Source organism: Streptomyces echinoruber (assembly GCF_014651135.1).
Taxonomy (GTDB): domain Bacteria; phylum Actinomycetota; class Actinomycetes; order Streptomycetales; family Streptomycetaceae; genus Streptomyces; species Streptomyces echinoruber.
Genome location: NZ_BMWH01000005.1, coordinates 106,672 through 132,668, shown reverse-complemented (window position 1 = coordinate 132,668; position 25,997 = coordinate 106,672). Strand labels below are relative to the sequence as shown.

22 protein-coding genes are annotated in these 25,997 nt (G+C 75.7%); 16 read left to right on the top strand and 6 right to left on the bottom strand.

The genetic code is table 11. From position 1 onward, the window contains the following. Positions 1-34 precede the first annotated feature (34 nt). The 13 genes from IE225_RS09570 to IE225_RS09510 all read left to right on the top strand — a co-directional run bounded on the left by IE225_RS09570 (position 35) and on the right by IE225_RS09510 (position 14,877). Complete coding sequence (locus IE225_RS09570; protein WP_308432468.1) at positions 35-1,045, top strand: AfsR/SARP family transcriptional regulator; 1,011 nt, start codon at positions 35-37, stop codon at positions 1,043-1,045. A gap of 71 nt (positions 1,046-1,116) precedes the next feature. Further along, positions 1,117-1,965 carry an AfsR/SARP family transcriptional regulator gene (locus tag IE225_RS09565; protein ID WP_190056961.1) on the top strand — a complete coding sequence of 283 codons (849 nt, stop codon included), beginning with the start codon at positions 1,117-1,119 and terminating at the stop codon, positions 1,963-1,965. Between the two features lie 408 nt (positions 1,966-2,373). Further along, positions 2,374-3,441, top strand: a complete 1,068-nt coding sequence (locus tag IE225_RS09560) for a glucose-1-phosphate thymidylyltransferase (RefSeq protein ID WP_190056960.1) — start codon at positions 2,374-2,376, stop codon at positions 3,439-3,441. Then, complete coding sequence (locus IE225_RS09555) at positions 3,438-4,775, top strand: Gfo/Idh/MocA family protein (protein ID WP_308432467.1); 1,338 nt, start codon at positions 3,438-3,440, stop codon at positions 4,773-4,775. The genes IE225_RS09560 and IE225_RS09555 overlap by 4 nt, the downstream gene beginning before the upstream one ends. A 41-nt stretch (positions 4,776-4,816) precedes the next feature. Beyond that, positions 4,817-6,103 carry a beta-ketoacyl-[acyl-carrier-protein] synthase family protein gene (locus IE225_RS09550; RefSeq protein ID WP_229879396.1) on the top strand — a complete coding sequence of 429 codons (1,287 nt, stop codon included), beginning with the start codon at positions 4,817-4,819 and terminating at the stop codon, positions 6,101-6,103. Beyond that, complete coding sequence (locus IE225_RS09545) at positions 6,100-7,317, top strand: ketosynthase chain-length factor (protein ID WP_190056959.1); 1,218 nt, start codon at positions 6,100-6,102, stop codon at positions 7,315-7,317. Before IE225_RS09550 ends, IE225_RS09545 begins: the two co-directional genes overlap by 4 nt. 111 nt (positions 7,318-7,428) lie before the next feature. Then, positions 7,429-7,707 carry an acyl carrier protein gene (locus tag IE225_RS09540; RefSeq protein ID WP_190056958.1) on the top strand — a complete coding sequence of 93 codons (279 nt, stop codon included), beginning with the start codon at positions 7,429-7,431 and terminating at the stop codon, positions 7,705-7,707. 224 nt (positions 7,708-7,931) lie between these two features. Continuing rightward, on the top strand, positions 7,932-9,155 hold the full coding sequence (locus IE225_RS09535) for an acyltransferase domain-containing protein (RefSeq protein ID WP_190056957.1): 1,224 nt from the start codon (positions 7,932-7,934) through the stop codon (positions 9,153-9,155). 262 nt (positions 9,156-9,417) lie between these two features. Then, positions 9,418-10,413 carry a dTDP-glucose 4,6-dehydratase gene (gene rfbB / locus IE225_RS09530; protein WP_190056956.1) on the top strand — a complete coding sequence of 332 codons (996 nt, stop codon included), beginning with the start codon at positions 9,418-9,420 and terminating at the stop codon, positions 10,411-10,413. Positions 10,414-10,453: 40 nt separating this feature from the next. Further along, positions 10,454-11,617, top strand: a complete 1,164-nt coding sequence (locus IE225_RS09525) for a nucleotide disphospho-sugar-binding domain-containing protein (RefSeq protein WP_190056955.1) — start codon at positions 10,454-10,456, stop codon at positions 11,615-11,617. A gap of 13 nt (positions 11,618-11,630) precedes the next feature. Beyond that, positions 11,631-12,386, top strand: coding sequence for an NAD-dependent epimerase/dehydratase family protein (locus tag IE225_RS09520; protein ID WP_190056954.1), 756 nt, complete (start codon positions 11,631-11,633; stop codon positions 12,384-12,386). Between the two features lie 11 nt (positions 12,387-12,397). After that, the gene (locus tag IE225_RS09515) at positions 12,398-13,705 is read left to right on the top strand and encodes a nucleotide disphospho-sugar-binding domain-containing protein (RefSeq protein WP_190056953.1); all 1,308 of its coding nucleotides are present in this window, start codon (positions 12,398-12,400) and stop codon (positions 13,703-13,705) included. Then, positions 13,702-14,877 carry a MupA/Atu3671 family FMN-dependent luciferase-like monooxygenase gene (locus IE225_RS09510; protein WP_190056952.1) on the top strand — a complete coding sequence of 392 codons (1,176 nt, stop codon included), beginning with the start codon at positions 13,702-13,704 and terminating at the stop codon, positions 14,875-14,877. Before IE225_RS09515 ends, IE225_RS09510 begins: the two co-directional genes overlap by 4 nt. Positions 14,878-15,015: 138 nt before the next feature. Here IE225_RS09510 and IE225_RS09505 read toward each other — a convergent pair whose 3' ends face one another. Further along, on the bottom strand, positions 15,016-15,639 hold the full coding sequence (locus tag IE225_RS09505; RefSeq protein WP_190056951.1) for a rhomboid family intramembrane serine protease: 624 nt from the start codon (positions 15,637-15,639) through the stop codon (positions 15,016-15,018). A gap of 153 nt (positions 15,640-15,792) precedes the next feature. Further along, positions 15,793-16,845, bottom strand: a complete 1,053-nt coding sequence (locus IE225_RS09500) for a class I SAM-dependent methyltransferase (protein ID WP_229879357.1) — start codon at positions 16,843-16,845, stop codon at positions 15,793-15,795. Between the two features lie 276 nt (positions 16,846-17,121). Here IE225_RS09500 and IE225_RS09495 point away from each other — a divergent pair, with 276 nt between their 5' ends. Further along, positions 17,122-18,480, top strand: coding sequence for a nucleotide disphospho-sugar-binding domain-containing protein (locus IE225_RS09495; RefSeq protein ID WP_190056950.1), 1,359 nt, complete (start codon positions 17,122-17,124; stop codon positions 18,478-18,480). Between the two features lie 68 nt (positions 18,481-18,548). Here IE225_RS09495 and IE225_RS09490 read toward each other — a convergent pair whose 3' ends face one another. The 4 genes from IE225_RS09490 to IE225_RS09475 form a co-directional block, all read right to left on the bottom strand. After that, entirely contained in the window at positions 18,549-19,268 is a 720-nt protein-coding gene (locus tag IE225_RS09490; protein WP_229879395.1) for an ABC transporter permease, read from the bottom strand. A gap of 5 nt (positions 19,269-19,273) precedes the next feature. Next, positions 19,274-20,320 carry an ABC transporter ATP-binding protein gene (locus tag IE225_RS09485; protein ID WP_190056948.1) on the bottom strand — a complete coding sequence of 349 codons (1,047 nt, stop codon included), beginning with the start codon at positions 20,318-20,320 and terminating at the stop codon, positions 19,274-19,276. Between the two features lie 32 nt (positions 20,321-20,352). Further along, complete coding sequence (locus IE225_RS09480) at positions 20,353-21,435, bottom strand: ketoacyl-ACP synthase III family protein (RefSeq protein WP_190056947.1); 1,083 nt, start codon at positions 21,433-21,435, stop codon at positions 20,353-20,355. A 197-nt stretch (positions 21,436-21,632) separates the two neighbouring features. Beyond that, positions 21,633-22,613, bottom strand: a complete 981-nt coding sequence (locus tag IE225_RS09475) for an aldo/keto reductase (protein ID WP_190056946.1) — start codon at positions 22,611-22,613, stop codon at positions 21,633-21,635. A gap of 442 nt (positions 22,614-23,055) precedes the next feature. Here IE225_RS09475 and IE225_RS09470 point away from each other — a divergent pair, with 442 nt between their 5' ends. Beyond that, positions 23,056-24,081, top strand: a complete 1,026-nt coding sequence (locus IE225_RS09470; RefSeq protein ID WP_190056945.1) for an aromatase/cyclase — start codon at positions 23,056-23,058, stop codon at positions 24,079-24,081. After that, positions 24,074-25,903, top strand: coding sequence for a class I adenylate-forming enzyme family protein (locus IE225_RS09465; RefSeq protein ID WP_190056944.1), 1,830 nt, complete (start codon positions 24,074-24,076; stop codon positions 25,901-25,903). The genes IE225_RS09470 and IE225_RS09465 overlap by 8 nt, the downstream gene beginning before the upstream one ends. Positions 25,904-25,997: the final 94 nt, after the last annotated feature.

The window sequence follows — 25,997 nt, the reverse complement described above, 5'->3', positions numbered from 1 at the left end:
GGCTACCAGCCCACGGGGGAATGAGGGAGAGACCGTGATTGCCGACATCAGACTGCTCGGCCCGCTGCGGGCCCGGATCGGTGACGTGTCCGTGGTGCCGTCGGCGGCCAAGCCGCGTCAGCTGCTCGCCCTGCTCGCCGTCCACGTCGGCCGCATCGTGACGATCGACTCCCTGCTCGCAGAGCTGTGGGAGGAGGAACCGCCGCGCAGCGCCGCCACCACCCTGCAGACGTACGTCCTTCAGCTGCGCCGCAGGATCGCCGCCGCGGTCGGGGACGGCGCGGGCGTCTCGGCCAAGGAACTGCTGGCCACCGAGCACGGCGGCTACCGCCTGTCGCTGCCCGCGGAGTCGGTGGACGTACTGCGGGCCCGCGACCTGATCGCCCGCGGGCAGCAGGCGCTGGCCGCGGGCGAGGACGCGACCGGTTCCGCGCTGCTCGGCCAGGCCCTGAAACTGTGGGACGGCCCGACGCTGGTCGACGTCCCCGCCGGGCCGCGGCTGCGGATCGAGCGCATGAGCCTGGAGGAGAGCCGGCTCGGCGCGGTCGAGCTGCGCATCGGCGCCGATCTGCGCCTCGGCCGGCACCACCGGCTGCTCGGCGAACTGACCGCGCTGACGGCCGAACAGCCGCTGCACGAGGCCCTGCACGCCCACTACATGGTGGCCCTGTACCGCGCGGGCCGGGCCGGGCAGGCGCTGGAGGTCTTCCGCCGGCTGCGCGCCACGCTCATCGACGAACTGGGCCTGGAGCCCTCCCCGCCGGTGCAGCGGCTGCACCAGGCCATCCTGGCCTCGCACCCGGACCTCGACCCGGCCGCCGCCCCGGGCCTCGACCCGGCCGCCGTCCCGGGCCTCGACCCGGCCGCCGCCCCGGGCCTCGACCCGGCCGCCGTCCCGGGCGCCGTCCCCGGCGCCGCCTCGGTCGCCGCCCCCGGCGCCGCCTCGGTCGCCGTTCCGGGCGGCGGCCTGCCGCGCGAGCGGGCCGGAGCGCTGGTCGGTCCCGGCTCCACGGCGAGTCGAGCCCCGCTCCAGTCCTGGTCGTGATGGTGCTGGGCCCAAGGGCTCGCTCCGGTGGACACCGGATCCCAGCCCGAACCCTCTGAAGGAGAGACGAGATGCTCGACATCAGCGTGCTGGGACCGTTCCAGGTCACCTGCCGGGGGGTTCCGGTGGCCCCCACCGCGGCCAAGCCGCGCAAGGTGCTGGCCCTGCTGGCCCTCAGCCCGGACCGCTTCGTGTCCGTGGACTCCCTGATGGAGGAGTTGTGGGAGGAGCGGCAGCCGCGCAGCGCCGCCACCACGCTCCAGACCTACATCCTGCACCTGCGCGGGCTGATCGCCGCCGCGCTCGCCGCCGGTCCCGAACGCACCGGGCCGGCGGACGTCGACGCCAAGGGCGTCCTGGTCACCAAGCCGGGCGGCTACCTGCTGCACACCTACGGCGGCCGGGTCGACGTGCGCGACTACGAGGCGCGGGCGGCGGCCGGCCACCGGGCGATGGGCGCGGACGACTTCGGCGCGGCGTCCGACGCGTTCCGCGCGGCGCTGGAGCTGTGGCGGGGGCGGGTGCTGATCGACGTGCAGACCGGGCCGCGGCTGACGGCGGAGGCGCTGCACCTGGAGGAGTCGCGGCTCACCCTGCTCGGCCGCCGGATCGAGGCGGACCTCAGGCTCGGCCGGCACCACGAGGTCCTGGCCGAACTGGCCGGGCTGTGCACGGAGCACCCGCTGGACGAGACGTTCCACGGGCAGTACATGGCCGCGCTGTGCCGGGCCGGCCGGCGCGGCCGGGCCCTGGAGGTCTACAGCCGGCTGCGGCTGTCGATGAAGCGGGAGCTGGGCCTGGAGCCGTCCCCGGCGGTGGCCCGGCTCCAGCACGCCATCCTCAGGGGCGGCCCCGGCATCGACTGGGAGCCCGCCGCCGGCTCCTGGGCGGCGGGCCCGCAGCTACTGCGGGCCGGGTGACACCACCGGTCGCGGGCCGCACGACACCGCCGTCGCGGGATCGGGTGACACTGCGGCCGCGGACCGGGTGACCCGCCGTCACGACCGGACGGCACCAGCGTCGCGACCGGACGGCACCGCCGTCACGGCCGTACGACACCGCCGCCGCGGGCCGCACGGCACCGCGGGGCCCGCCGGAGTGCCTCGCCGGCTCCCGCCCCGCCGGCTCCCGCCCCGCCGGCTCCCGCTCCGCCGGTTCCCGCCCCGTCGGGCCCGGGCCCGGGCCTGGAGTTCCCCCGGTGCTTGAGGGGGTTTCGACCGTCGCGCGCCACGGTTCCAGGGTCCGAATCGGGGCCGGGGCGCTACCGCCGCACCCGGTGCCCGCAGCCGTCTTTCGTCGACAGCGGCCGTCGCGGTGAGGAGAGGTCCATGAAGGCCCTGGTGTTGTCGGGCGGCAAGGGAACCCGCCTGCGCCCCTTCAGCTACTCGATGCCCAAGCAGCTGATCCCGATCGCCAACAAACCGGTGCTCGAGCACATCCTGGACAACCTGCGGGCGGTGGGGGTCGAGGAGACCGGCATCATCGTCGGCGACTGGGGCCCGGAGATCCGGGCCCTGCTCGGCGACGGCAGCCGCTACGGCATGCGGATCACCTACATCCCCCAGGCCGAGCCCCGGGGGCTGGCGCACTGCGTCGCCCTCGCCCGGGACTTCCTCGGCGACGACGACTTCGTCATGTACCTGGGCGACAACATGCTGCCGCAGGGCATCGCGCAGATCGCCGGGGAATTCCGCGAGCGCCGCCCCGCGGCCCAGGTCGTCGTCCACAAGGTGCCCGACCCGCGCGCCTTCGGCGTGGCAGAGGTCGACGCCCACGGCAGGGTGACCCACCTGGTGGAGAAGCCCCTGCGGCCGGTCAGCGACCTGGCCCTGATCGGGGTGTACTTCTTCACGCCCGCGATCCACGACGCGGTGGCCGCGATCCGGCCCAGCGCCCGCGGCGAGCTGGAGATCACCGACGCCGTCGCCCTGCTCGTGGCGCGGGGGGAGGAGGTCAGGGCGTCGGAGTACGACGGCTACTGGCGCGACACGGGCCGTGTGGAGGACGTGCTGGAGTGCAACCGCGAACTGCTCGACACGCTCGCCCCGCGCGTCGCGGGCGAGGTCGACGCGGCCAGCGAACTGGTGGGGCAGGTGGTCGTGGAGACCGGCGCCCGCGTGGTGCGCTCCCGTATCCACGGCCCGGCCGTCGTCGGCGCCGGCACGGTGGTCGAGGACAGCTGGATCGGCCCGCACACCGCCATCGGCCGCGACTGCGTCCTCAGCGACGCCCGGCTCGACTACTCCATCGCCCTGGACGGAGCCACCGTACGGCACGTGCACGGCATCCACGGCTCCCTGATCGGCCGGGCCGCGGTGGTCCGGTGCGACGTCACCGGCCCCGGCCGGCACCGCCTGGTGGTCGGCGACCACACGACCGTCGAGGTGGCCGCGTGACACCGGCGGATCCGGTCACCGCGCCCGCCCGGCCGGTACCCGTACGGCCGGCGTCCGCCCGCCCGGTGTCCGCCCGCCCGGCGCCCGTGGTGCGGATCGGGGTGCTCGGGGCCGCGGGGATCGCCCGGCGGCGGATGCTGCCCGCGTTCGCCGCCGTGCCCGGGGTGGAGGTCGCCGTCGTCGCCAGCCGGGAGCGGCAGCGGGCCGCCGCGCTGACCGAACGGTTCGGCGGTGAGCCCGTCGAAGGGTACGCCGGGGTGCTGGAGCGCGACGACGTCGACGCCGTGTACGTGCCGCTGCCCGCGGCGCTGCACGCCGAGTGGGTCGAGCGGGCGCTGCTGGCCGGCAAGCACGTGCTGGCCGAGAAGCCGCTGACCGGTGACGCCGCGCGCACCCGGGCGCTGCTGGCGCTGGCCCGGGCGCGGGGACTGGTGCTGCGGGAGAACGTGATGTTCGTCCACCACGCCCAGCACACCGCCGTGCGCCGGCTGCTCGCCGAGGGCGCCGTCGGCCGCCCCCGGGCCTTCCACGCCGCCTTCACCATCCCCGAACTGCCGCCGGACGACATCCGCTTCCGTGCCGGTCTCGGCGGCGGCGCGCTGCTGGACGTCGGCCTGTACCCGGTGCGCGCGGCCCTGCACCTGCTCGGCCCCGGCCTGCGGGTCGCCGGCGCGGTGCTGGAGCGTCCGCCGGGCCGCGAGGTGGAGACGTCCGGGGCGGTGCTGCTGCGCGGACCGGACGGGGTCACGGCCCAGCTCACCTTCGGCATCGGCCTCGGCTACCGCTCCTCGTACGAGATCTCCGGCACCGTGGGCCGGCTGTGCGTGGACCGCGCCTTCACCCCGCCGGCCGACCACCGCCCCGTCCTGGTGCTGGAGCGGGCCGAGGGCGTCGAGCGGATCGTCCTGGACGCCGACGACCAAGTCGCGGGCGCCGTACGGGACTTCGCGCGGGCGGTACGCGAGGGCGAGGGGCCCGCCGGACCGGACCACCGGGAGACGCTCCGGCAGGCGCTGCTGCTCGACGCGATCCGCCGCACGGGGGCGGGCGGCCCGTCCGTGAGCGCCGGGGGAGGGGCGCCGGGGCGGCCCGGGGAGCGGGGCGTACCGGTTCTCGAGTCCGCGTCGAGGGGGCCCGCCGACCATGGCCTGGCAGGTGAGGGCGGAACGAGTGCCACAACAAGGGGCACGACGAGTGCCGCAACGAGTGCCGCAACGAGTGCCATGACGAGTGCCACGACGAGTGTCACAGGGAGGGGGGCGGAAGCAGTGACTTCCCCAGCGAGCAGGACAGCTCCGGCCCGGCCGGAGACGAGCAGGGCGGTCCGGCCATGACCCCCACAACCCCCACCATCCCCACCACCCCCATGACCCCCATGACCCCCACGACTCCCACGACCCGTCGTGTGGCCATCACGGGGCTGGGCGTCGTCGCCCCGGGCGGAATCGGGGTCAAGGCTTATTGGGAGATGCTCACCGCGGGGCGTTCCGCGACCCGCACCATCACCCACTTCGACGCCTCGCCCTTCCGGTCCCGGGTCGCCGCCGAGTGCGACTTCGACCCGGAGGCGGCGGGCCTGTCCCCGCAGGAGATCCGGCGCATGGACCGCGCCGCCCAGTTCGCGGTGGTCAGCGCCCGCGAGGCGCTCGCCGACAGCGGGATCGAGGCGGACACCTACGCACCCGCCCGGATCGGCGTCGCCCTCGGCAACGCGGTCGGCTGCACCACCAGTCTGGAGCGCGAGTACGTGGTGGTCAGCGACGGCGGCCGGAAGTGGACCGTCGACCACGAGTACGCCGTCCCGGAGCTCTACCGGCACTTCGTGCCCAGCTCCATGGTGGCCGAACTGGCCTGGACGGCCGGCGCCGAGGGCCCGGCCGCGATGGTGTCCACCGGCTGCACCTCCGGACTCGACGCGCTCGGGCACGCCGCCGAGCTCATCCGCGAGGGCTCCGCCGACCTGGTGGTCGCCGGTGCCACCGAGGCGCCCATCTCCCCGATCACCTCCGCGTGCTTCGACGCCATCCACGCCACCACCCCGCGCAACGACGACCCCGAGCACGCCTGCCGTCCCTTCGACCGGACGCGCAACGGCCTGGTCCTCGGCGAGGGCGCGGCCACGCTGGTCCTGGAGGACCTGGAGCACGCGCGGCGCCGCGGCGCCCACGTCTACGCCGAGATCGCCGGTTTCGCCTCGCGCTGCAACGCCCACCACATGACCGGGCTCAAGCCGGACGGCCGCGAGATGGCCGAGGCCATCGACGTGGCGCTGGCGCAGGCCCGGATCGACCCGTCGGAGGTGGACTACGTCAACGCCCACGGCTCCAGCACCAAGATGAACGACCGGCACGAGACGGCGGCCTTCAAACGCAGCCTCGGCCACCACGCGTACCGGACCCCGGTCAGCTCCATCAAGTCGATGATCGGCCACTCGCTGGGCGCGATCGGCGGTCTGGAGGCCGCCGCCTGCGCCCTGGCCATCGAGCACGGCGTGCTGCCCCCGACGGCGAACCTCACCGAGCCGGACCCGGAGTGCGACCTCGACTACATCCCGCTGCACGCGCGCGAGCAGCGCACGGACGTCGTCCTCAGCGTGGGCAGCGGCTTCGGCGGCTTCCAGACCGCGCTGGTGCTGGCCCGGCCCGAGAGGAGCGGCCGGTGACGGCGCGAGCGGTGGTGACCGGCCTCGGGATCGTCGCGCCCAACGGCCTGGGCACCGAGGAGTACTGGGCGGCGACGCTGGCCGGGAAGAGCGGCCTCGGCCCGGTGACGCGGTTCGACGCCGGCCGGTACCCGAGCAGGATCGCGGGCGAGGTGCCGGGGTTCGTGCCCGAGGAGCACATCCCCAGCCGCCTGCTGCCGCAGACCGACCACATGACCCGGCTGGCCCTGACGGCCGCCGGCTGGGCCGTCGAGGACGCCGCCGTCGACCCGGCGGCGCTCGACGAGTACGGCATGGGCGTGGTCACGGCGGCCTCCGGCGGCGGGGTGGAGTACGGGCAGCGCGAGCTGCAGAACCTGTGGAGCCGGGGCAAGGAGTACGTCAGCGCGTACCAGTCCTTCGCCTGGTTCTACGCGGTCAACACCGGCCAGATCTCCATCCGGCACAAGATGCGCGGGCCGAGCGGCGTCCTGGTGACCGAGCAGGCCGGCGGACTGGACACGCTCGGCCACGCCCGCCGGCACGTCCGCCGCGGCATCCCGCTGGTGGTGTCGGGCGGGGTGGACGGGGCGCTGTGCCCGTGGGGCTGGGTGGCGCAGATCGCCACCGGCCGGCTGAGCACGGCGGACGACCCCGACCGCGCCTATCTGCCCTTCACCGACGAGGCGAGCGGGTACGTGCCGGGCGAGGGCGGCGCGATCCTGCTCGTGGAGGACGCCGGGGCCGCGCGGGCCCGGGGCGCCGAACGGATCTACGGGGAGATCGCCGGGTACGCCGCGACCTTCGACCCGCGTCCCGGCTCCGGCCGCCCGCCGGGCCTGCGCCGCGCCGTCGAGGAGGCGCTGGCCGACGCCCGGATGACCGCCGCCGAGGTGGACGTGGTCTTCGCCGACGCCGCCGGCGTACCGGAACTGGACCGCGCCGAGGCCGACACGCTGACCGCGGTGTTCGGCCCGTACGGCGTGCCGGTCACGGCGCCCAAGACCATGACCGGCCGGCTCTTCGGCGGCGGCGCCTCCCTGGACGTGGCGGCGGCGCTGCTGTCCCTGCGGGACGGGGTCGTCCCGCCGACCGCCAATGTCACCGCCCCCGCGGACGGCCTCGCGCTCGACCTGGTCACCGGCTGTGCCCGCGAGGCCCGGCTGCGCACGGCGCTCGTCCTGGCCCGCGGGTACGGCGGGTTCAACGCGGCCATGGTCGTGCGCCGCGTCTGACCCGCCCCGCGCGGCCGGGGCCGTCCCGCCGCACCACGCCCGCCCCTCAGGGACGGCGGCGCCCGGCCGCCCGTCCCGGTCACCCGAGACACCCGAGAGGAACCACCACCCATGTCCGGTCACACCCTGATCGACCTTCCCGAACTGACCCGTCTGCTGCGCGAGTGCGCCGGCGAGGAGGAGGGAGTCGACCTGGACGGCGACGTCCTCGACACCGCCTTCATGGAGCTCGGCTACGACTCCCTGGCCCTGCTCCAGGTCATCGGCTGCATCCAGCGCGACCACGGCATCGAACTCGACGAGGACGCCGTCGCCGAGGCCGAGACCCCCCGCGCGCTGCTCGACGTCATCAACTCCGCGGCGCGGGACGCCGAGAAGCTCGCCGCCTGAACCATCCCCGCACGGCCGTGTCCCCCGACGGCCGCACCGCGGCCGCCCCGCCCGCCCGGCGGGGCGGCCGTCTGCTTCCCGGTCCGTCGCCGTCTGTTCCCCGCTCCGTCGCCGTCCGCTTCCGCCTCCCGGGCCGCCGCACCCCGGCGGGTCCGGCCGCGCGCGGCCGCGGGGACGGGCCCCGATCGACCGTCGAACCTTTCAGGCCTTTCAGGAGAGGGACCATGAGCGCAGTCGACACCCGCCCGCGCCCGCCGGACGACCGCCGGCCGGACGGCCAACGACCGGACGGCCAACGACCGGACGGCCAACTACCGCACGGCCACCGGCCGGACGACCGACGACCACACGACCGACGACCACACGACCGACGACCACACGACCGCCGGCCCGACGACCGCCGGCCCGACGACCGCCGGCCCGACGACGGCGCGGGCGGCCCCGAGCGGATCGCCCTGCTGCTGCCCGGCCAGGGCGCCCAGCGCCCGGCCATGGCCCACGGCCTGTACGGCACGGAGCCCGCGTTCACCGAGGCGGTCGACGAGGTCTTCGCGCTGCTCGGCGCCGAGGGGGCGCGCATCCGCGCCGACTGGGCCGCCGACACGCCCGCCGTGCCGCTCGACCACGTCTCGCGCGCCCAGCCGCTGCTGTTCGCCGTCGACTACGCGCTGGGCCGGACGCTGTACGCCCGGGGGCTGCGGCCGGCCGCGCTGCTGGGGCACAGCGCGGGCGAGACGGTCGCGGCCGTCCTGGCCGGGGTGCTGGACCTCGGCGACGCCGTGCGGCTGCTCGCCGAACGGGTCCGGCTGCTGGCCCAGGCGCCGCCCGGCGGCATGCTCGCCGTCGCCGCGAGCCCGCGGCAGGTGGCGCACCGGCTCACCGACCAGGTCGTCGTCGGCGCCGTCAACTCTCCTACGCAGCTCCTGCTCGCCGGGCCGGAGCCCGAACTCGGCGCGGTCGCCGACGCGTTGCGGGCCGACGGCCTGACCTGCGCGCGGGCCAGGGCCACCACCGGCTTCCACAGCCCCTCGGTCAGGGCGGCCTGCGCCGCGCAGATCCCGTCCTTCCGGGCGGTGACGCTGCGCCCGCCGCGCATCCCGATCGTCTCCGGCTACACGGCCCGGCCGCTCACCGACGCCGAGGCGACCGACCCCGTGTTCTGGGCCCTGCAGCCCGCCGAGCCGGTGCTGTTCGCGGCCGCGCTCGACCGGCTGCTGGCGGACGGCCCCTACCACCTGGTGGAGGCCGGGCCGGGACAGAGCCTGTCGGCGCTGGCCCGCCGCCACCCGGGCGTCACCCGCGGCGGCAGCCGGGTCACCGCGCTGCTGGCCGCGCGCCCGCGGGGACCCGAGGACGACCGTGCCGCGCTGCGCGCCGCCCTGGAGCGGCTCGCCCCGCCGGCCGCCGGGTCCACGCGGGATCGATCCCGCCTCGAGGCGGGGGCGTGAGGCTCGGCTCGGCCCCGCGGCGCCGAAGACTGCCGAGGGCCACCGGGCCGGAAGCCACAGGGCCGAGGACCACAGGACCGCGAGCCACCGGGCCGGAAGCCACCGAGCCGAGGACCACCGGGCCGGAAGCCACCGATCCGCGAGCCACCGAGCCGAGGGCCGCAGATCCCAGAGCCACCGAGCCGAGGGCCACAGGACCGAGAGCCACCGATCCGCGAGCCCCCGAGGAACCCCGTCGAGCAAGGCCGAGGAAGGAGAGACCATGAGGATCCTGGTCACGGGAGGCGCGGGCTTCATCGGCTCGCACTACGTGCGCTCCCTGCTGGCCGGCGCGTACCAAGGCTTCGACAACGCCCGTGTCACCGTGGTCGACAGCCTCACCTACGCCGGAAACCTCGACAATCTGCCCCTGGACCACCCCCGCCTGGAGTTCGTCAAGGGCGACGTCTGCGACCTGCCGCTGCTGCGGGAGGTGCTGCCCGGCCACGACGCGGTGGTGCACTTCGCCGCCGAGTCCCACGTGGACCGCTCCCTGGCCGGCGCCGCCGAGTTCGTCCGCACCAACGTCGGCGGGACGCAGAGCGTGCTGGAGGGCTGCCTGCGCTCCGGTGTCGAACGGATCGTGCACGTCTCCACCGACGAGGTCTACGGCTCCATCGACGAGGGCTCCTGGACGGAGGAGTCCCCGCTGCTGCCCAACTCCCCCTACGCGGCGTCCAAGGCGGGCAGCGACCTGATCGCCCGCTCGTACTGGCGCACCCACGGCCTGGATCTGTCGATCACCCGCTGCTCCAACAACTACGGCCCGCGCCAGCACGTGGAGAAACTGATCCCGCTCTTCACCACCAACCTCCTGCAGGGCCTGCCGGTCCCGCTGTACGGCGACGGCGGCAACGTGCGCGAGTGGCTGCACGTCGACGACCACTGCCGGGCCGTCCACCTGGTGCTGACCAAGGGCGAGCCGGGCGGGATCTACAACATCGGCGGCGGCCACCACGCCACCAACCGGGAGATCACCGAGCGGCTCCTGGACCTGTGCGGCCGGGACTGGAGCCTGGTGCGCCGGGTCCCCGACCGCAAGGGGCACGACCTGCGGTACTCCCTCGACGACAGCAGGATCCGCGAGGAGCTCGGCTACGCGCCGCGGGTGCCGTTCGAGCAGGGGCTCGCCGACCTCGTCGACTGGTACCGGAACAACCGCGACTGGTGGCAGCCCCTGAAGACCTCCGGGTCCGGGACGCACCGCCCGGCGTCCTGACCACCCCGACCGCACCCGAGACGACGACCGAGGAGTCGACATGCGGGTCCTGTTGACCACCGCGCCCCTGCACGGGCACTTCTTCCCGACGGTGCCACTGGCCTGGGCGCTGCGCGCCGCGGGCCACCAGGTGCTGGTCGCCTGCCCGGAGGGTTTCACCGGCACGGTCGCCGGGGCCGGGCTGCCCGCCGTCGCGTCCGCGCCCCACGTCGGCTTCGAGGACTTCATGCTGCGCGACCGCGACGGCCGGCCGCTGCACCCGCCGCGGGACCCGGCCGAGCGCCGGCGCGGCAGCGCCCGCGCCTGGGGCCGGCTCGCCGCCCGCACGCTGGAGGGAACCCTGCGGATCGTCGGGGACTGGCGCCCGGACCTGGTGCTGAGCGAACCCCTCGAGTACGCGGGCCGGCTCGCGGCCGCGGCCCACGGCGTCCCGTGGGTGGAGGCCGGCGTCGGCCTGTCCGACTTCGCCGACTCCCGGGGCCCCGCCACCGAGGAACTGGCCCCGGAAATGGCGCGCCTGGGCCGGGACGCGCTGCCCGGACCGGCGCTCGTCCTCGACGTCCGCCCGCCCTCGCTGCGCGGCGGCGGCCCGGCCCGCGGCCCGGTCGTGCGCTACGTCCCCCACAACGGCGCGGACGTCCGGCCCGCCTGGCTGGGGCTGCCCCGCGGCGGGCCGCGGATCTGCCTGACGCTGGGGAGCATGCTGCCCCGGCACGGCCGGCTCGACTTCCGCGGCCGGCTGCTCGCGCTCGCGACCGCGCTGGCCGGGCCGGACACCGAGGTCGTGATCGCCGTCGACGACGAGGTCGCCGCCGGCTGGGAGCGGCTGCCGCGGGGCGTGGTGGCGGCGGGCCGCTTCCCGCTGGACCGGGCCCTGACCGGCTGCGACCTGCTGGTGAGCCACGGCGGGGCCGGCTCGGTGTGCGCCGCGCTGGCGCACGGCGTTCCGCAGGTGTGCCTGCCGCAGACCGCCGACCAGTTCGAGAACGCCGGCCTGGTCGCGGCGGGCGGAGCCGGACTCGCCCTGCCCTCCGACGCGTCGGAGGAGACCGTGCGCGACGCCGCGCACACCGTGCTGGAGCGGGCCGCGTTCCGCGACCGGGCCCGCGCGCTGGCCGAGGAGATCGCCCGGCAGCCGTCGCCCGTCGAGGTGGTCCCCCTGCTGGAGCGGCTCGCCGCCGCGCCGGCCGGCGCGGGCGTCTGAGGAGCGTGGACGGATGCGCATCGTGGGCCACGGCTTCCTCGCCCGGCACCTGTCACCGCTGCGGGACGCCTACGACGGCGTCGTCCTGCTGGCCGCCGGGGTCTCCTGGGCGGCCGGCACCTCCGAGGCCGAGTTCGCCCGGGAGGCGGACCTGGTGCGCCGCGAACTGCGCGCCTGCCGCGCCGAGGGCAGCCGGCTCGTGTTCTTCTCCACCGCCTCCACCGGCATGTACGGCGCCGAAGGCTGCCGCGGCCGGGAGGACGAGCCCGTCGTGCCGTGCACCCCCTACGGCCGGCACAAGCGCGGCCTGGAGGAGGAGATCCGCGCGTCCGGCGCGGACCACCTCATCCTGCGCATGGGCCACGTCGTGGGCCCCGGCCAGCCCGCGCACCAGCTCCTGCCCTCGCTGATCAGGCAGGTGCGGAACGGCGAGGTGGCCATCCACCGGGGCGCCGCCCGGGACCTGATCGACATCGACGACGTCGTCGCCCTCGTCGGCCGCCTGCTCGCCCTGGGCGCCTCCCGGGACGTCGTCAACATCGCCTCCGGCGTGCCCGTGCCGATCGAGACCGTCGTCGAGCGGATCGAGCGGCGCCTGGGCACCACCGCGGTGCGCCGCTACGTCGACGGGCACCGCGGCAACCACCGGGTCAGCATCGCGCGGCTGCGCCGGCTGGTGGGGCCCGCGTACACGCGCTTCGACGCGCACTACCACCGGCGCGTGCTCGACAAGTACGTGCCCCTGCCCGACCCGTCCCTCTCGGCCTGAGGAGCTTCCAGGTGCGTGTGCTGTTCGTCACGGCGGTCCTGCCGTCGCACTACTTCGTCATGGCGCCCTTCGCCTGGGCGCTGCGGGCCGCGGGCCACGAGGTGTGCGTGGCGGCCCAGCCGGAACTCGTCGAGACCGTGGCCCGCTCCGGGCTGCCGGTGGTCCCGGTGGGCGGCGAGACCGACTTCGCCGCCCGCTACCGCGACCAGACCGCCACCCGCCCGGCCGACGCCGCTGCCTCCCACCGTGACCGGGCCGCCGTCCGCCCGGTCGACGCTGCCGCCTCCCACGGTGACCGGGCCGCTGCCCGCCCGGCCGACGCCGCCACCCGCCCGGCCGACGTCGCCACCCGGCCCGGGGACCCCAAGGCGCTGTTCTGCACGGTCGCCGACGGCATGGCCGACGACCTGGTGGACTTCGCCCGCGCGTGGCGGCCGGACGCCGTGGTGTGGGAGCCGACGACGCTCGCCGGTCCGCTGGCGGCCGCGGCCTGCGGCGCCGTCTCGCTGCGCTACCTGTGGGGGCCCGACATCGTGGGCCGCGGCATCGGCCGGCACAACCTGCCGCCGCAGTTCGCGGAGCTGTTCGCGCGCTTCGGGATCGACCTGGACACCCTCCCGGAGTGGTGGAACATCGACGCCTGCCCCGACGACCTCCAGGTCGACGGCACCACCCGGCGCGTGCCGGTGCGGTACGTGCCCTACAGCAACTCCCAGCACGTGCCCGGCTGGTTCCTGCGCCGCGACGCCCGGCCGCGGGTGTGCGTCACCCTCGGCATCACCATGACGGAGGTGGCCGGCGGGCGGTCCTTCTTCGCCCCGCGCGTCCTGGACGCCCTCGCCGCACCGGACGTCGACCTGGTGACCGCCGTCGTGCCCGCCCAGCGGCCGCTGCTGGACCGGGTGCCCGAGGGCGTCCGGGTCGTCGAGGACGGCGCCCTGCACATGCTGCTGCCCTCCTGCGACCTGGTGATCCACCACGGCGGCGTGGGATCGATGCTGACCGCCGCGCTGTACGGCCTGCCGCAACTGACGATCACTCAGATGCCGGACCAGAGCTTCTACTCCGCCCACCTCTCCCGGACCGGCGCGAGCGTGCACCTCACCGGCGACCAGGCCGACCCGGAGACGCTGCGCGCCGTCGTGCGCCGGCTCCTGCACGACCCGTCCTACCGCCGGGCCGCCGACGGCATCCGCCGGGCGATGCTCTCCCGCCCGACGCCGCAGCAGATCGTCCCGACGGTGGAGCGACTGGTCGCCGCCGCGCGGGACACCGCCCCCACCCGCACCTCCCCCCTCCCGCAAGGAGCAGCCCGATGACGGACGTGTCCTCCCCCGCCCCCGCGCACCCGGCCGCACCCGGACCGGCCCCGGCCCCGCCCCGCGGCGGGCTCGGCTTCGGGCTGTTCTTCTTCGCGGCCGTCGGCGACGGCGCCACCGAGGCCTACCGGCTGCTGCTGGCGAGCGCCGCACGCGCCGACGCGCTCGGCTTCGACTTCGTCTCCACGCCCGAACGCCACTTCCACCGCTTCGGCGGCGCCTTCCCCAACCCGGCCGTGACCTCGGCGGCGCTGGCCGCGGTGACCCGGCGCGTGCAGCTACGGGCCGGCAGCGTGGTCACGCCGCTGCACCATCCGGCGCGCGTCGTGGAGGACTTCGCGGTCGTGGACGGCATCTCCGGCGGGCGGGCCGCGATCTGCGTCGGCTCCGGCTGGAACGTCAACGACTTCGTGCTCGCCCCCGACGCCTACGCCACCCGCCGCGAGCGCGTCGTCGCGGACATCGCCGCCATCCGCCGCGCCTGGTCCTCGGGCCGCTGGACGGGGCGCGGCCCGGGCGGCGACGAGGTCGAGCTGGACCTCTTCCCGCGCCCCGTCCAGCGCGAACTCCCCCTGTGGATCACGGCGTCCCGCAGCGAGGAGACCTTCCGGGAGGCGGGCCGGCTGGGTACCAACGTCCTGACCCACCTGGAGAACCAGGACCTCGACGCGCTCACCGGCAAGATCGCCGCCTACCGCCGCGCCCGCGCCGAGGCGGGCTTCGACGCGGGCCGCGTCACCGTCATGATGCACACCTACGTCGCCGACACCGACGACGCGGCGCGGGCCGTGGCGGTGCCGTGGCTGAAGCGGTACCTGCTCACCGCGATCGACCTGGAGGCCCGGGCGGTCGGGGCGGGCGGCTCCATGAGCGGCGGCCGGCAAGGCCGTGACTTCATGACCCGGCAGGAGGCACGCGAACGGCTCGCCGAACTCGGCGTCAACCGCTACCTCGACGGCACCTCGCTCATCGGCTCGGTCGAGCGGTGCGCCGGGGTCGCCGCCCGGGTGCGGGCCGCGGGCGCGGACGAGATCGCCTGCCTGGTGGACTTCGTGGGCGACACGGACACGGTGCTCGACGGCCTGGACCGGCTGAACGCGGTGCGGGAGCGGTGTGGCGCGGACGTGGACGCGGGCGCGGGCGTGTCCGTGGGTGCGGGTGCGGGGGTGTGACGGACCGCCGTACCCGACGAGTGAGGGCGTCCCCGGACTTCCGGGGACGCCCTCACTCTGTCGGTTGTCGCTCTGTCGTTGCCGACCCGCCGACCCGCTGGCCCGTCGGCCCGTCGGCCGTCAGACCTTTCCGCGCCGTCAGGCGGCCTTTCTACGACGGCGACGGCGCAGCAGCAGCCCCGCGCCGAGCGCGGCACCGGTCAGGGTGGGCAGGCCGTGGATGTCGCGGAGGGCCGTGTCCACGACCGCCCCGGCCAGCACCGCCGCCCCCCAGATCCGCACCCGGTTGAGCAGCGGCCGGGGCCAGCCCCGGTCCTGGGCCTCCAGGAAGAGCCAGGACACCAGGCCGCCGGCCAGCCCCAGCACGGCGATGGAGTTGCCGGCGCCGTGCGGCTGCCACAGGTAGCCGGCGAGTTCGCCGACGGCCGCGGGCACCAGGTACAGCGCCAGCATGCCCCGCGCGCCGAGGATCCGCTCGACGGGGACGCCGAGGGCCGCGACGGCGGGCACGGTCACCAGGGCCTGCCAGCCGGGGGACTGCACGAGCAGCGGGGACAGGGACCGCCACCACTCGCCCGCCGCCAGCGCGTCGGGGTCGCGGCGCAGCGCCTGAAGTACCTCGGGGAAGGGGAACTGGGCCGCGGTCACCGCCCCGGTGACCAGCAGCACGGACGCCGTCGCCGGCGGCACGCGCCACCGGCGGGCGCCGGGCCCGGGGGCCGGGGACGGGATCCGCTCGTCGGGCCGTGCGCCGGTCGCCATGCACAACTCCTGTCTGCACCACGGTCGTTGCCACCCGCCGAGGGTCGTCCGGGCGGCTCGTCCCTTGCCTCCCACACCGCGCTCGAGTCCGGCTCGAGCGTCCCGCCGGAGGCTACCGCGAGCCGTCGCGGGCACGCAGCGCCGCACGGCCGCTCAGCCGGCGGAGCCGGGGCGGGCGGCGACCAGGACGCGCAGCGGCAGGCCCGGGCGGGTGTGCAGCTCGGTGTCCGTCAGTCCCGCCGCGGCCAGCATCGCGCGGTGCGCGGCCGTCGAGTGCATCTCGCCGCCCCGTGTCCAGGAGAGCATCAGCAGCCCCAGCAGGTGGGCGTGCGGCTCGTCCGCCGGAGGCTGGTCGCCGGTGGTGAAGCCCACCACGACGAGCCGGCCGTCCGGGGTGAGCGCCCCGGCCAGCCGGCGTACCAGCGCGGCGGCCCGCTCGGGCGGGAAGTGGAACAGCACGTTGCCGAGCACGATCAGGTCGTAGGTCCGGGTGAGCGGGACGTCGAAGGCGTCGCCCGGCAGCATCTCCACCCGGTCGCGCACGCCCAGCCGTTCGGCGTGCCGGGCGGCCACCTCCAGCACGGTCGGCCAGTCCTGCGAGTGGACGCGGGCCTGCGGCAGGCGCCGGGCGAGGACGTAACCGGCCAGGCCGTGGCCGCAGCCGACGTCCAGCACGTGCAGCGCCGTACGCGGGCGGGCCCAGGGGTCGAGCACGTCCGCCAGCAGCTCGGCCGCGCGCAGCGTGCCGAACGTGGTGTGGGTGGCGAAGTCCGCCCAGTAGGGGAAGTCGGGCGCGAGCGCGTCGACGCCCGGCACGGGGGTCCCCTCGCGCACGGTCCGCGCCAGCTGCCCCAGCGCCTCCCACTCGCCCTGGCTGGAGGCCACCGCGGTGATGCCGCCGCAGTACCGCGGGCTGCTGCTGACCAGCAACTCGTCGGCGCCGGGCGCCAGTTCGTAGTGGCCGCCGCGTTCCTGGAGCAGGCGCAGCGCGGCCAGGGCGCCCAGCAGCAGCCGGGTGCCGCGCGGATCGGCGCCCAGCCGGGCCGCCACCTCCGCCGCGTCCGCCGGTCCCTTCGCCAGCGCGTCGAAGACACCCAGCTCGACGGCGGCGCGCAGGACGGCGGTCGCCTTGAAACCGGCCATCATCTCGAACAGCTTCTGCGGTGTCAGGGGCCCGGGTGCGCGGTCGGCCTCGGTCTCGGTCACGCTCACTCCTTCCACGGGCCGCCCTTCGGGGGACGGCCGCCGGCAGTGTCCGGCCGCCAGCGTCTCCGGGCCCGCTTCAGCACCGCTGCACTACGGCTCGAACCGGAGCGGCGGACCGGCCGGGTCTCCACCCCTCCTCGAGGCCGGCGCGCGACGCTGGCCCGTCGATCCGGTCGTGTGCGTACGGCCGTGTGCGTCCGGTCGTGTGCACACGGCCGTGCGTGTCCGGTCGTGCGGGTCCGCCGTATGCATCCGGTTGTGCGCAGGAGGGCGTCCATGCGTGTGCTGTTCACCGTCTCGGCCTGGAAGGGCCACTGGTATCCCCTGGTGCCGCTCGGCTGGGCGCTCCAGGCGTCGGGGCACGAGGTGCGGGTGGCGTGCGCCCCCTCGCAGGGCGAGGACCTCGCGCGGGCGGGGCTGACCCCCGTGCCGGTGCTCGGCGAGCTGGACATGGTCTTCCTGGCCCGCCTGCAGAACGTGTGGAACGCGCAGGCGGGCCGCTGGCCGTACGCCGGGCTGCCGCCGCACCCGGTGACCGGCGCGCCCCTGCGGTCGCTGTCGGAGTTCTCCTTCGCCGACTTCGCCCGCGAGAGCGGCGCACGGCTGGCGGGCCCCACCCGGGTGAGCCACGACGCGGCCGTCGACCTGGCCCGCCGCTGGCGGCCCGACCTGGTGGTGCACGAACTGCTGAGCATGGAGGGCCTGCTGGCCGCGCGGGTCCTGGGGGTGCCGGCGGTGCTGCACCTGTGGGGGCCGGCGGGCACCCACGAGGACGAGCCGGGGCTGCGGCTGCGCCCGGAGGACCCCACCGGGTCGTTCGCCCGGTACGGGGTCGGCGAACTCGGCCCGGACCTGGTGGAGCACGTCGTCGACCCCTGCCCGAGGGCGCTGCGCCCGCGCACGTCGGCGCGGCGGCTGCCGATGCGGTACGTCCCCTACAACGGCCCCGCTTACGGCGGCCCCGGTCACAACGGCTCCGGTGACGGCAACCTCGGTCACAACGGCTCCAGTTACGGCGGTCTCGGTCACGACGGCTCCGGTGACGGCGGCCCCGGTCACAACGGCCCCGACCGCGGCGGTCCCGGTGCCGCCGCGCCCGGGGAGCCGGCCGGCTCGGCGCGGCCGCGGGTCTGTGTCGTGTGGGGGAACTCGGTCGCCCGGATGGTGGGGCCGCAGGCCGGTGTCCTGCCGACGGTGGTGGAGGCCGCCGCCGGGCTGGACGTGGAGGTGGTGGTCACCGCCAACGCCGCGGACGCCGCCGCGCTCGGCCCGCTGCCGCCGAACGTACGGGTCCTGGAGAACCGCCCGCTGCACCAGGTGCTGCCCGGCTGTGCCGCGGTCGTGCACCACGGCGGGGCCGGCGTGCTGATGACGGCGCTGGCCGCGGGCGTGCCGCAACTGGCGCTGCCCTGCGCGATGGACCAGTTCCTCAACGGCCGGCGCCTGGCCGCCTCCGGCGCCGGTCTGACCGTACCCGCCCACCGGGCCGATGTGCCGCGGACGCGGCAGGCCCTCACGGAGCTGCTGGAGCGGCCCGCCCACCGTACGGCCGCCGAGGAGCTGCGCCGGGAGATGCTGGCGCTGCCGTCCCCGCTGCGGCTGGTGGCGGACCTGGAGGAGCTGGCCGCCCGCTGACGGCACGCCGAGGGCCCGCCAACAGGACGCTGTTTGGCGGGCCCTCGACGTGTGCGGGGACGGGACGGTCAGACCCGGATCTCGTCGCGCCGGTACAGCCACGCGGCGAGCGCGCCGAACAGGGCCAGGCAGCCGCCGAGCACCGCCAGGTCCGACAGGTGCGGCCAGTGCCCCAGTTGGGTGCTGTGCCCGAGCTCGGCCAGGTGGTAGGTCGGGGTCAGCTCGGCCACCGCCCGCAGCCACGACGGGAAGATCTCCACCGGCCAGAACAGGCCGCCCAGCATGGAGAAGCCCATGTTCACCACCATCAGCCCGATGGTGATCGAGGTGGTGGAGAACAGGTAGCCCAGCATGACGCTCAGCGCGCAGAAGACGAGGCTGCCCAGCCAGACGGCGCAGCCCGAGGCGAGCCACAGCGCGGCGGGCATGCGGACGTGGTTGAACACCGCGCCGAACAGGAAGATCGTCAGGATGGCGGCGAGGCTGATTACCGCCGCCGTGAGGACCTTCACCGTGATGTACAGGCCGCTGGACATCGAGGTGAGCCGCAACTGGCGGGTCCAGCCCACCTCGCGCTCCGCGGCGATGCGCGGACCGCCGGTGTTCAGGGCCGCGCCGATCGCGCTGAACACCGCCATGGACACCAGCAGGTACTTGGCCGCCGAGGTGCCGCCGAGGGTGTGGCCCTGCCCCCGGGCGGACGACAGGTAGATGATGATCGGCATTCCGACGGTGAACAGGACGAAACGCCAGTCGCGCAGGGCGCGTTTGATCTCCAGTTCCAGCATGACGGTCAACGCGCCGGCTCCTTCTCCCGTGACTCGTCCCGCGGCTCGTTCCTTGACTTGTCCCGCGGCTCGTTCCGTGACTCGTCCCGCGGCTCGCTCTGCGGCTCGTTCCGCGGCTCGCTCTGCTCCCCGGTCAGGCTCAGGTACGCCTGTTCCAGCCCCAGTCCGGTGATCTCCAGGTGGTGGAAGGGCGGCCCGTGCAGCACCAGGGCCCGGACGGTGGCGTCGGAGTCGGTGCTGCGCAGGACGACGGACTCGCCGTGCACGTGCGCGTCCGTCACGCCCGGCAGGGAGCGCAGCGCCGTGCGCTCGGCGCCGGACGCGGTGAAGGCGATCCGGCGCAGCCCGGCCCGCGCCTTCAGCTCGGCCGGTGTGGAGTCGGCGAGCAGTCGGCCCTCGTGCATCACCAGGACGCGGTCGGCGGCGCTGTCCGCCTCCTCCATGTAGTGCGTGGCGAACAGCAGCGTGCGCCCGGCCCGGGTCTGGGCCCGCATGGTCTGCCAGAACCGGTTGCGGGCGGCCACGTCCATGCCGGCGGTGGGCTCGTCCAGCACGATCAGCTCGGGGTCCTCGACGATGGCGAGGGCGAACCGCAGGCGCTGCCGCTGGCCGCCCGACAGCTTGTCCACCCGGTGGCGGGCGATGTCCTCGATGTCGGCCTGCCGCATGATCTCGCCGACCGGCAGCGGGTGCCGGGCCAGCCGGTGCGCCAGGCGGATCACGTCACGGACCCTGACCTCCGGCATCATGCCGCCGGTCTGGAGCATCGCGCCGACCCGCCCGGAGCGGATGGCGTCGGCGGGCCGCTGCCCGAACAGCCGGACCTCGCCGGCGTCGGGGCGCACCAGGCCGAGCAGCATGTCCAGGGTGGTCGACTTGCCGGCGCCGTTGGGGCCGAGCAGGCCGATGGTCCGGCCCGGCTCGACGGTGAAGGAGAGCCCGGTCACGGCGCGGACGTCGCCGTAGCTCTTCGACACCCCCGTCAAGCTGATCGCGGGGACCGTCGCGGGGCGCGCGGCCGTCGCCGGCGGGCTTTCGTGGACGGTTGGCATGGGGATCGGTGTTCCTTTCGTCGGTGCCGCCCTCACGGCACGCGGTGGGGGGTCGAGGGGCGCGGCCGGGCGTCGCGGGCCCGGTCGGCGGCCCACGCGGGGCGTCGCAGGATCTCCACCACGGCGCCCGACCAGGTGAAGCCGGCGCCCACGCCCAGCAGCAGGCAGCGGTCGCCGGGGCCGGCGGCGCCGGTGTCCACGAGCCGGCCGAGACTCGCGAACTGGTCGCCCGCGCCGAGGTGGCCCACGCCGCGGAACCACGACCAGGTGGTGCGCTCCAGGTCGATGCCGTACGGGGCGGTGTAGTTGGCGGTCAGCCGGCGGCGCCCGAAGTGGGGGAGGACGAACCAGTCGACGTCGTCGAGTGCGACGCCGGCGTCGTCGAGCGCCCGTTCCAGGGCCTCGCGCTGCCCGCTCGCGCTGCGGGCGACGATCTCGCTCATGCCCGCCGAGGACAGGAAGCTCCTTTGGCACGCCTTCAGGTCCAGCGGGCGGCGCACGGTGAACGGCGCCGGGCCGAAGGGGTCGTCGCCGCGGTGCATGGCCTCCAGGGCCGGATCGGAGACGGTGACCAGGCTGTGCAGGCGGGCGTATCCGTCCTCGTTGGACAGCACCAGGGCGGCGCCGCCGTCCCCGAACACGCTGCCCGGGTCGCTGAACCAGCGGTCGATGCCCGGCAGGCAGAAGCGGTCCGCGGCGACGGTGAGCACCGCCGAGGGGCCGGTGGCCGCGGCGAGGTGGGTGGCGGCGAGTTCGAGGGCCGCCATGCCGCCGTTGGACATCTGGCGGACCTCGATCGCCGGGCACCGGTTGCCGAGCGCGGCGCGCTGCACGTAGGAGGCCGGGGCCCACATGTCGTGGCCCTGGTAGTAGACGTTGGCGTAGAGCAGGAGGTGCACGGCGGCGGCCGGCAGCCCGGAGCGCTCGAGCGCCTGCCGGGCGGCGCGGGCGGCCATCTCGGGGGCGGGCTCGTCGGTGGAGACGGTGGCGGCGACGAAGTCGGTGCGGGCCACGTCCCGTTCGCGGCACAGTCCCTGCGCCGCGGCGTCGCCGACCCGGAGGGGCTGCGGCAGCCAGGTGCCGTTGCCTGCGACGTACACCGCCTCGTACTTCATGGAGGGGGCCTTTCGGGTGCGATCTGTTTCTGGGGTCTGCTTCCGCGGGCTGTTTCCGTGACCTGGTCTGTGGGCTGTTTCTGTGAGCTGCTCTGTGAGCTGCTCTGCGGGATGTTCTGCGGGATGTTCTGCGGGCTGCTCTGCGGCCCGTTCTGTGGCCTGCTCCGCGGTCTGCTTCGGGGCGGGGGAGGCCCGGCCTACGACCGGGCGGGCGCGGGCGGGCGGGGCAGGCGGGAGCCGGCGACCGCGTCGGCCGGGAAGCAGGCCGCGAGCCGCTCGGCGTGCGCCGGGTCGAGCCGCTCGGCGGCGGCCGCGATGTTCTCGAGCAGGTGGGAGCGGCGCACGGTGCCGGGAATGGCGACGACGTCGTCGCCGCGGCCGAGCACCCAGGCCAGGGCGAGGCGGGCCGGCGGGATGCCGCTCTCGGCGGCGATCCGGGCCGCGTCGCGGAGCAGGGCGGTGTTGCGGGCCAGGTTCTCCGGGCTGAACCGGGGGTGGTTGCGGCGGTAGTCGCGCGCGCCGAGCGAGGCCGCGTCCACAGTGCCGGTGAGGAAGCCCCGGCCCAGCGGGCTGCACGCGACGAGGCCGACGCCCAGTTCGCGGGCGGCCGGCAGCACGGTGTCCTCCACGTCACGGGACCACAGGGAGTACTCGGTGGCGACGGCCGCCACGGGGTGGACGGCGTGCGCGCGGCGCAGGACGTCGGCGGAGACCTCGGACAGGCCGATGTGGCCGATCTTCCCCTCGGCGACCAGTTCGGCGAGGGCGCCCACGCTCTCCTCCACCGGCACCGCGGGGTCGACCCGGGCCAGGTAGTACAGGTCGATGCGGTCCGTGCCCAGCCGTCTCAGGGAGGCCTCGCAGGCGCGCCGCAGGTACGCCGGTGACCCGTCGAAGGCGGTCGGGCGCCCGGGCCCCGAGAACACGGCGCCCCCTCGGGTGGCGATCACGGCCCGGTCGCGGACGCCGGCCAGCGCGCGGCCGAGCAGCGTCTCCACGCTGCCGCCGCCGTAGAAGTCGGCGGTGTCGAGGAGCGTGACGCCGAGCTGGAGCGCCTCGCGTACGAGCGCGACGGCGGCGTCCTCGTCGACGGGGCCGTAGCCGCCGGTCAGGCCGAGGCAGCCCAGCCCGACGGCGGAGACCTCGGGGCCGGTCGCGCCCAGCTTCCTGATGTCCATGTCGTCCTTCCTCCGAGACACCCGACGGTCCCCGACCCGCGCCGGAAACCGGCCCGCGCCGGAAACCGGTCCGCGCCGGAAACCGGCCACGACGTGACCGGCGGTCAGGATGGCGACCGGACCTAGAGCCGCGGTGGACCGTGCGTCCCCGCCGCCTCCGGCGTCCCGGCGTCCCCGGCACCCGAGCCGCACCGGCCCGGCAACTCGGCAGCGGCGGCCCCGCCGCCCCCGTCCTTCCGCCCCGGTCCACCGGTGCTCCAGCGGCCTTGGAGGACGGCGGCCGAGGGTGCTGTCGGTGGTGAGGCGGGACCCGACCGCCCTCGAGGACTCCCTGATCGCCCCTGAGGACTCCTTGACCGCCCCTGAGGACTCCTTGACCACCCCCGAGGCCCACTGATCGACCCCGATGACCCCTGATCGACCCCTGATCGAGAGGACTGCCGTGTCGAAGCCGGAATCCCATGCCGTCGAGCGGAGCGTCACGGTCCGGGCGCCCGCCGACGCCGTTCACCAACTGGTCGTCGACGTGGAGCGCTGGCCGCAGCTCATCCGCTCGGTGGCCCACGTCGAGCGCACGGCGCGCGGCGCCGCGTCGGACGAGGTCCGGGTGTGGGCCGTGCGCGGTCACGACCGGGCCGTCTCCTGGACGTCGTACCGCACCCTGGACCACGAGGCGCGCACCGTCGCCTTCCGCAACGACCCGCCTGCCGGGCCCACCGCCTCCTCGGGCGGCGAGTGGCGGGTGCGCGAAGTGGACGGCGACACCAGTGAGCTGACGATCCGTCACACTTTCGTCCTGGCCGACGGCGTCCCCGCGTCGGCCGCCGCCGAGGTGGCGGCCGGCATCGAGGAGCACGCCGCGGTCCAGCTCGGCGAGCTGGCCTACGCCGCCGAGCACCGCGAGGAGCTGGCGGAGCTCACCCTCTCCTTCGAGGACCCGTTGTTCATCGGCGGCAGCGCGGAGGACTCCTACGCGCTGCTGTACCGCGCGCGGGAGTGGCCCGACCGCTTCCCGCACGTCACCCGGATCGACATGACCGAGGACGAACACGGCATCCAGTTCTTCGACATGGACACCCGCACGTCCGACGGCCGGGCCCACACCACCCGGTCGGTGCGGATCTGCATGCCCCACCACAAGATCGTGTACAAGCAGATCAGCCTCGCCCCGCTGCTGACCGCCCACACCGGCCACTGGCTGTTCACCGAGACGCCCGAGGGCGTCATCGCCTCCGCCCGGCACACCGCGACCATCAACCCGGACGCGCTCGATCTGCTGTTCCCGGGCGCGACCGTGCAGGACGCCCGCGCGTACCTGCGCAAGGTGCTCAGCGCCAACAGCGTGAGCAACCTGCGCTTCGCCAAGGAGTACGCCGAGGAGCGGGCCGAGCGCCGGGCCCGGGAGCGGGCCGAACGGCAGGCCCGGGAGCGGGCCGAGCACCGCGCACGGGAGACGGCCCGTGCGTGAGGCGACCGGCGCCGGCCGCTGGCGGGAGCCGCTCGAACCGCCGGAGGTGACGCTCGGGGACCTGCCGCGCCGGGCGGCCGAGCGCTGGCCGACGCGGACCGCCCTGCGCCACGGCGCGCGGTCCCTGACGTTCGCGGAGCTCGACGCGGCGGCCGACCGCTGCGCCGCCGCCGTCCGGCGGGCCGTGGGCACCGGCGCCGCCGTCGGCGCGGCCACCGTGCTCGACCCCGTCTTCGCGAGCCTGTACTACGGCATCGCCCGCAGCCGGAACACGGTGGTCACCCTGAACCCGCTGGTGCGGGGCGAGGCGCTGCGGCACATCCTCGCCGCGTCCCGCACCCGGCTCGCCTTCCTCACCGGGGAGATGTGGGACCGGCTCGCGCCCTTCCGGGACGAACTGCCCGACCTCGCCGCCGTCGTCGTGCTCGACCGCCCGCCGGCGGACGCGCCGGCGGGGACCGTCGCGCTGGAGACGCTGCTCGCCGGCGCCCCCGCCCACGACGGCCCGGACGAGCCGGGCGGTCTGGATGACCCGGACGGCCCGGACGGTCTGGACGGGCTGGATGACCCGGACGGCCCGGACGGTCTGGGCGGGCTGGATGACCCGGACGGCCCGGACGGTCTGGACGGGCTGGATGGCCCGGGCGGCCCGGACGGTCTGGACGGGCTGGATGGCCCGGGCGGCCCGGACACTCTGGGGGGCCCAGCCGAGCCGGCGGATCCCGACGCCACCGCCTGCGTGCACTTCACGAGCGGCACCACGGGCGCCCCCAAGGCGGTGCCGCTCACCCACCGCAACCTCACGGTGAACGCCGCCCAGACCGCCCAGGCCCAGGGCCTGGACGCCACCTCGGTCACGCTCAACCAACTGCCGCTGTTCCACCTCATGCACCTGAACGCGGCCCTGTGGGCCGGGGCCACGCAAGTGCTGTGCCCCGACGGCGACGCGGCGGCCGCCGTGGCCGCCGCCGACCGCCACGGGGCCACGCACTGGTTCAGCATCCCCGTGCGGCTCGCCCGGCTCGCGGCCGACCCGAGACTGCCCGGGTTGCGGCCCCGGACGGTCCGCGGCATCTTCTGCGGCGGCTCCGCGCTGCCCGCCGGGCCGGCCCGGGTGCTGTCCGCGCAGTTCGGGATCCCGGTGGTGCAGGGCTACGGGCTCGCCGAGGCTTCGCCCACGGTCACCCTCGACCTGCCCGCCCGTCCCAAGCCCGGTTCGTGCGGCCCGCCGGTCGCCGGGACCGAGTGCCGCGTCGTGGACCTGGTCACGCGCCGGGTCCTCGGCGCCGGCGAGCGCGGCGAGATCCAGATCCGCGGCCCGCAGCTGATGCCCGGTTACCTCGGCCCGGACGGGCGGCGGGACTTCGACGCGGAGGGCTGGTTCTCCACCGGGGACGTCGGCCACCTCGACGAGGACGGCTACCTCTTCGTCGCGGACCGGCTGGGCGACGTCTTCAAGTGCGACAACGAGATCGTCGCCCCCACCGAGGTGGAGGCCGTCCTCGCCCGGCACCCGGCGGTCGCCGACTGTGTCGTCTTCGGTCACCCGGACGCCTTCAGCGGCGCCGTCGCCCACGCCCTGGTCGTCCTGCGCACACCACAGGACCCGCAGGACCCGCAGGGTGCGCAGGGTGTGCAGGGTGTGCAGGGCCCGGAGAACGAGGACGCCGACGCCGTGGCGGCCCGCGTCGCCGAGGAGGTCAACGCCGACCTGGCGCCCTTCCAGCGGATCCGCCGCATCGACGCGGTGCCCGCCCTGCCGCGCGGCCCCGGCGGCAAGATCCAGCGCCGCCTGCTGCGCACGACGGCTCCCGGCACCTGACCGGCCCCGCGTCGCCCCGCATCGCTCCGTACCACCCCGCCCCGCACCGCCCGTACGAGGCAGCGCCACCCGTACCACCAACCCGCAACGCCCC

Excerpts from the sequence above, each read along its gene's own strand:
- IE225_RS09550 (WP_229879396.1), top strand. The coding sequence starts at position 4,817 with ATGACCCCCACGACTCCCACGACCCGTCGTGTGGCCATCACGGGGCTG.
- IE225_RS09505 (WP_190056951.1), bottom strand. The coding sequence starts at position 15,639 with ATGGCGACCGGCGCACGGCCCGACGAGCGGATCCCGTCCCCGGCCCCC.
- IE225_RS09490 (WP_229879395.1), bottom strand. The coding sequence starts at position 19,268 with ATGCTGGAACTGGAGATCAAACGCGCCCTGCGCGACTGGCGTTTCGTC.
- IE225_RS09535 (WP_190056957.1), top strand. The coding sequence starts at position 7,932 with ATGAGCGCAGTCGACACCCGCCCGCGCCCGCCGGACGACCGCCGGCCG.
- IE225_RS09525 (WP_190056955.1), top strand. The coding sequence starts at position 10,454 with ATGCGGGTCCTGTTGACCACCGCGCCCCTGCACGGGCACTTCTTCCCG.
- IE225_RS09480 (WP_190056947.1), bottom strand. The coding sequence starts at position 21,435 with ATGAAGTACGAGGCGGTGTACGTCGCAGGCAACGGCACCTGGCTGCCG.
- IE225_RS09560 (WP_190056960.1), top strand. The coding sequence starts at position 2,374 with ATGAAGGCCCTGGTGTTGTCGGGCGGCAAGGGAACCCGCCTGCGCCCC.
- IE225_RS09510 (WP_190056952.1), top strand. The coding sequence starts at position 13,702 with ATGACGGACGTGTCCTCCCCCGCCCCCGCGCACCCGGCCGCACCCGGA.
- IE225_RS09540 (WP_190056958.1), top strand. The coding sequence starts at position 7,429 with ATGTCCGGTCACACCCTGATCGACCTTCCCGAACTGACCCGTCTGCTG.
- IE225_RS09495 (WP_190056950.1), top strand. The coding sequence starts at position 17,122 with ATGCGTGTGCTGTTCACCGTCTCGGCCTGGAAGGGCCACTGGTATCCC.
- IE225_RS09485 (WP_190056948.1), bottom strand. The coding sequence starts at position 20,320 with ATGCCAACCGTCCACGAAAGCCCGCCGGCGACGGCCGCGCGCCCCGCG.
- IE225_RS09565 (WP_190056961.1), top strand. The coding sequence starts at position 1,117 with ATGCTCGACATCAGCGTGCTGGGACCGTTCCAGGTCACCTGCCGGGGG.
- rfbB (WP_190056956.1), top strand. The coding sequence starts at position 9,418 with ATGAGGATCCTGGTCACGGGAGGCGCGGGCTTCATCGGCTCGCACTAC.
- IE225_RS09520 (WP_190056954.1), top strand. The coding sequence starts at position 11,631 with ATGCGCATCGTGGGCCACGGCTTCCTCGCCCGGCACCTGTCACCGCTG.
- IE225_RS09475 (WP_190056946.1), bottom strand. The coding sequence starts at position 22,613 with ATGGACATCAGGAAGCTGGGCGCGACCGGCCCCGAGGTCTCCGCCGTC.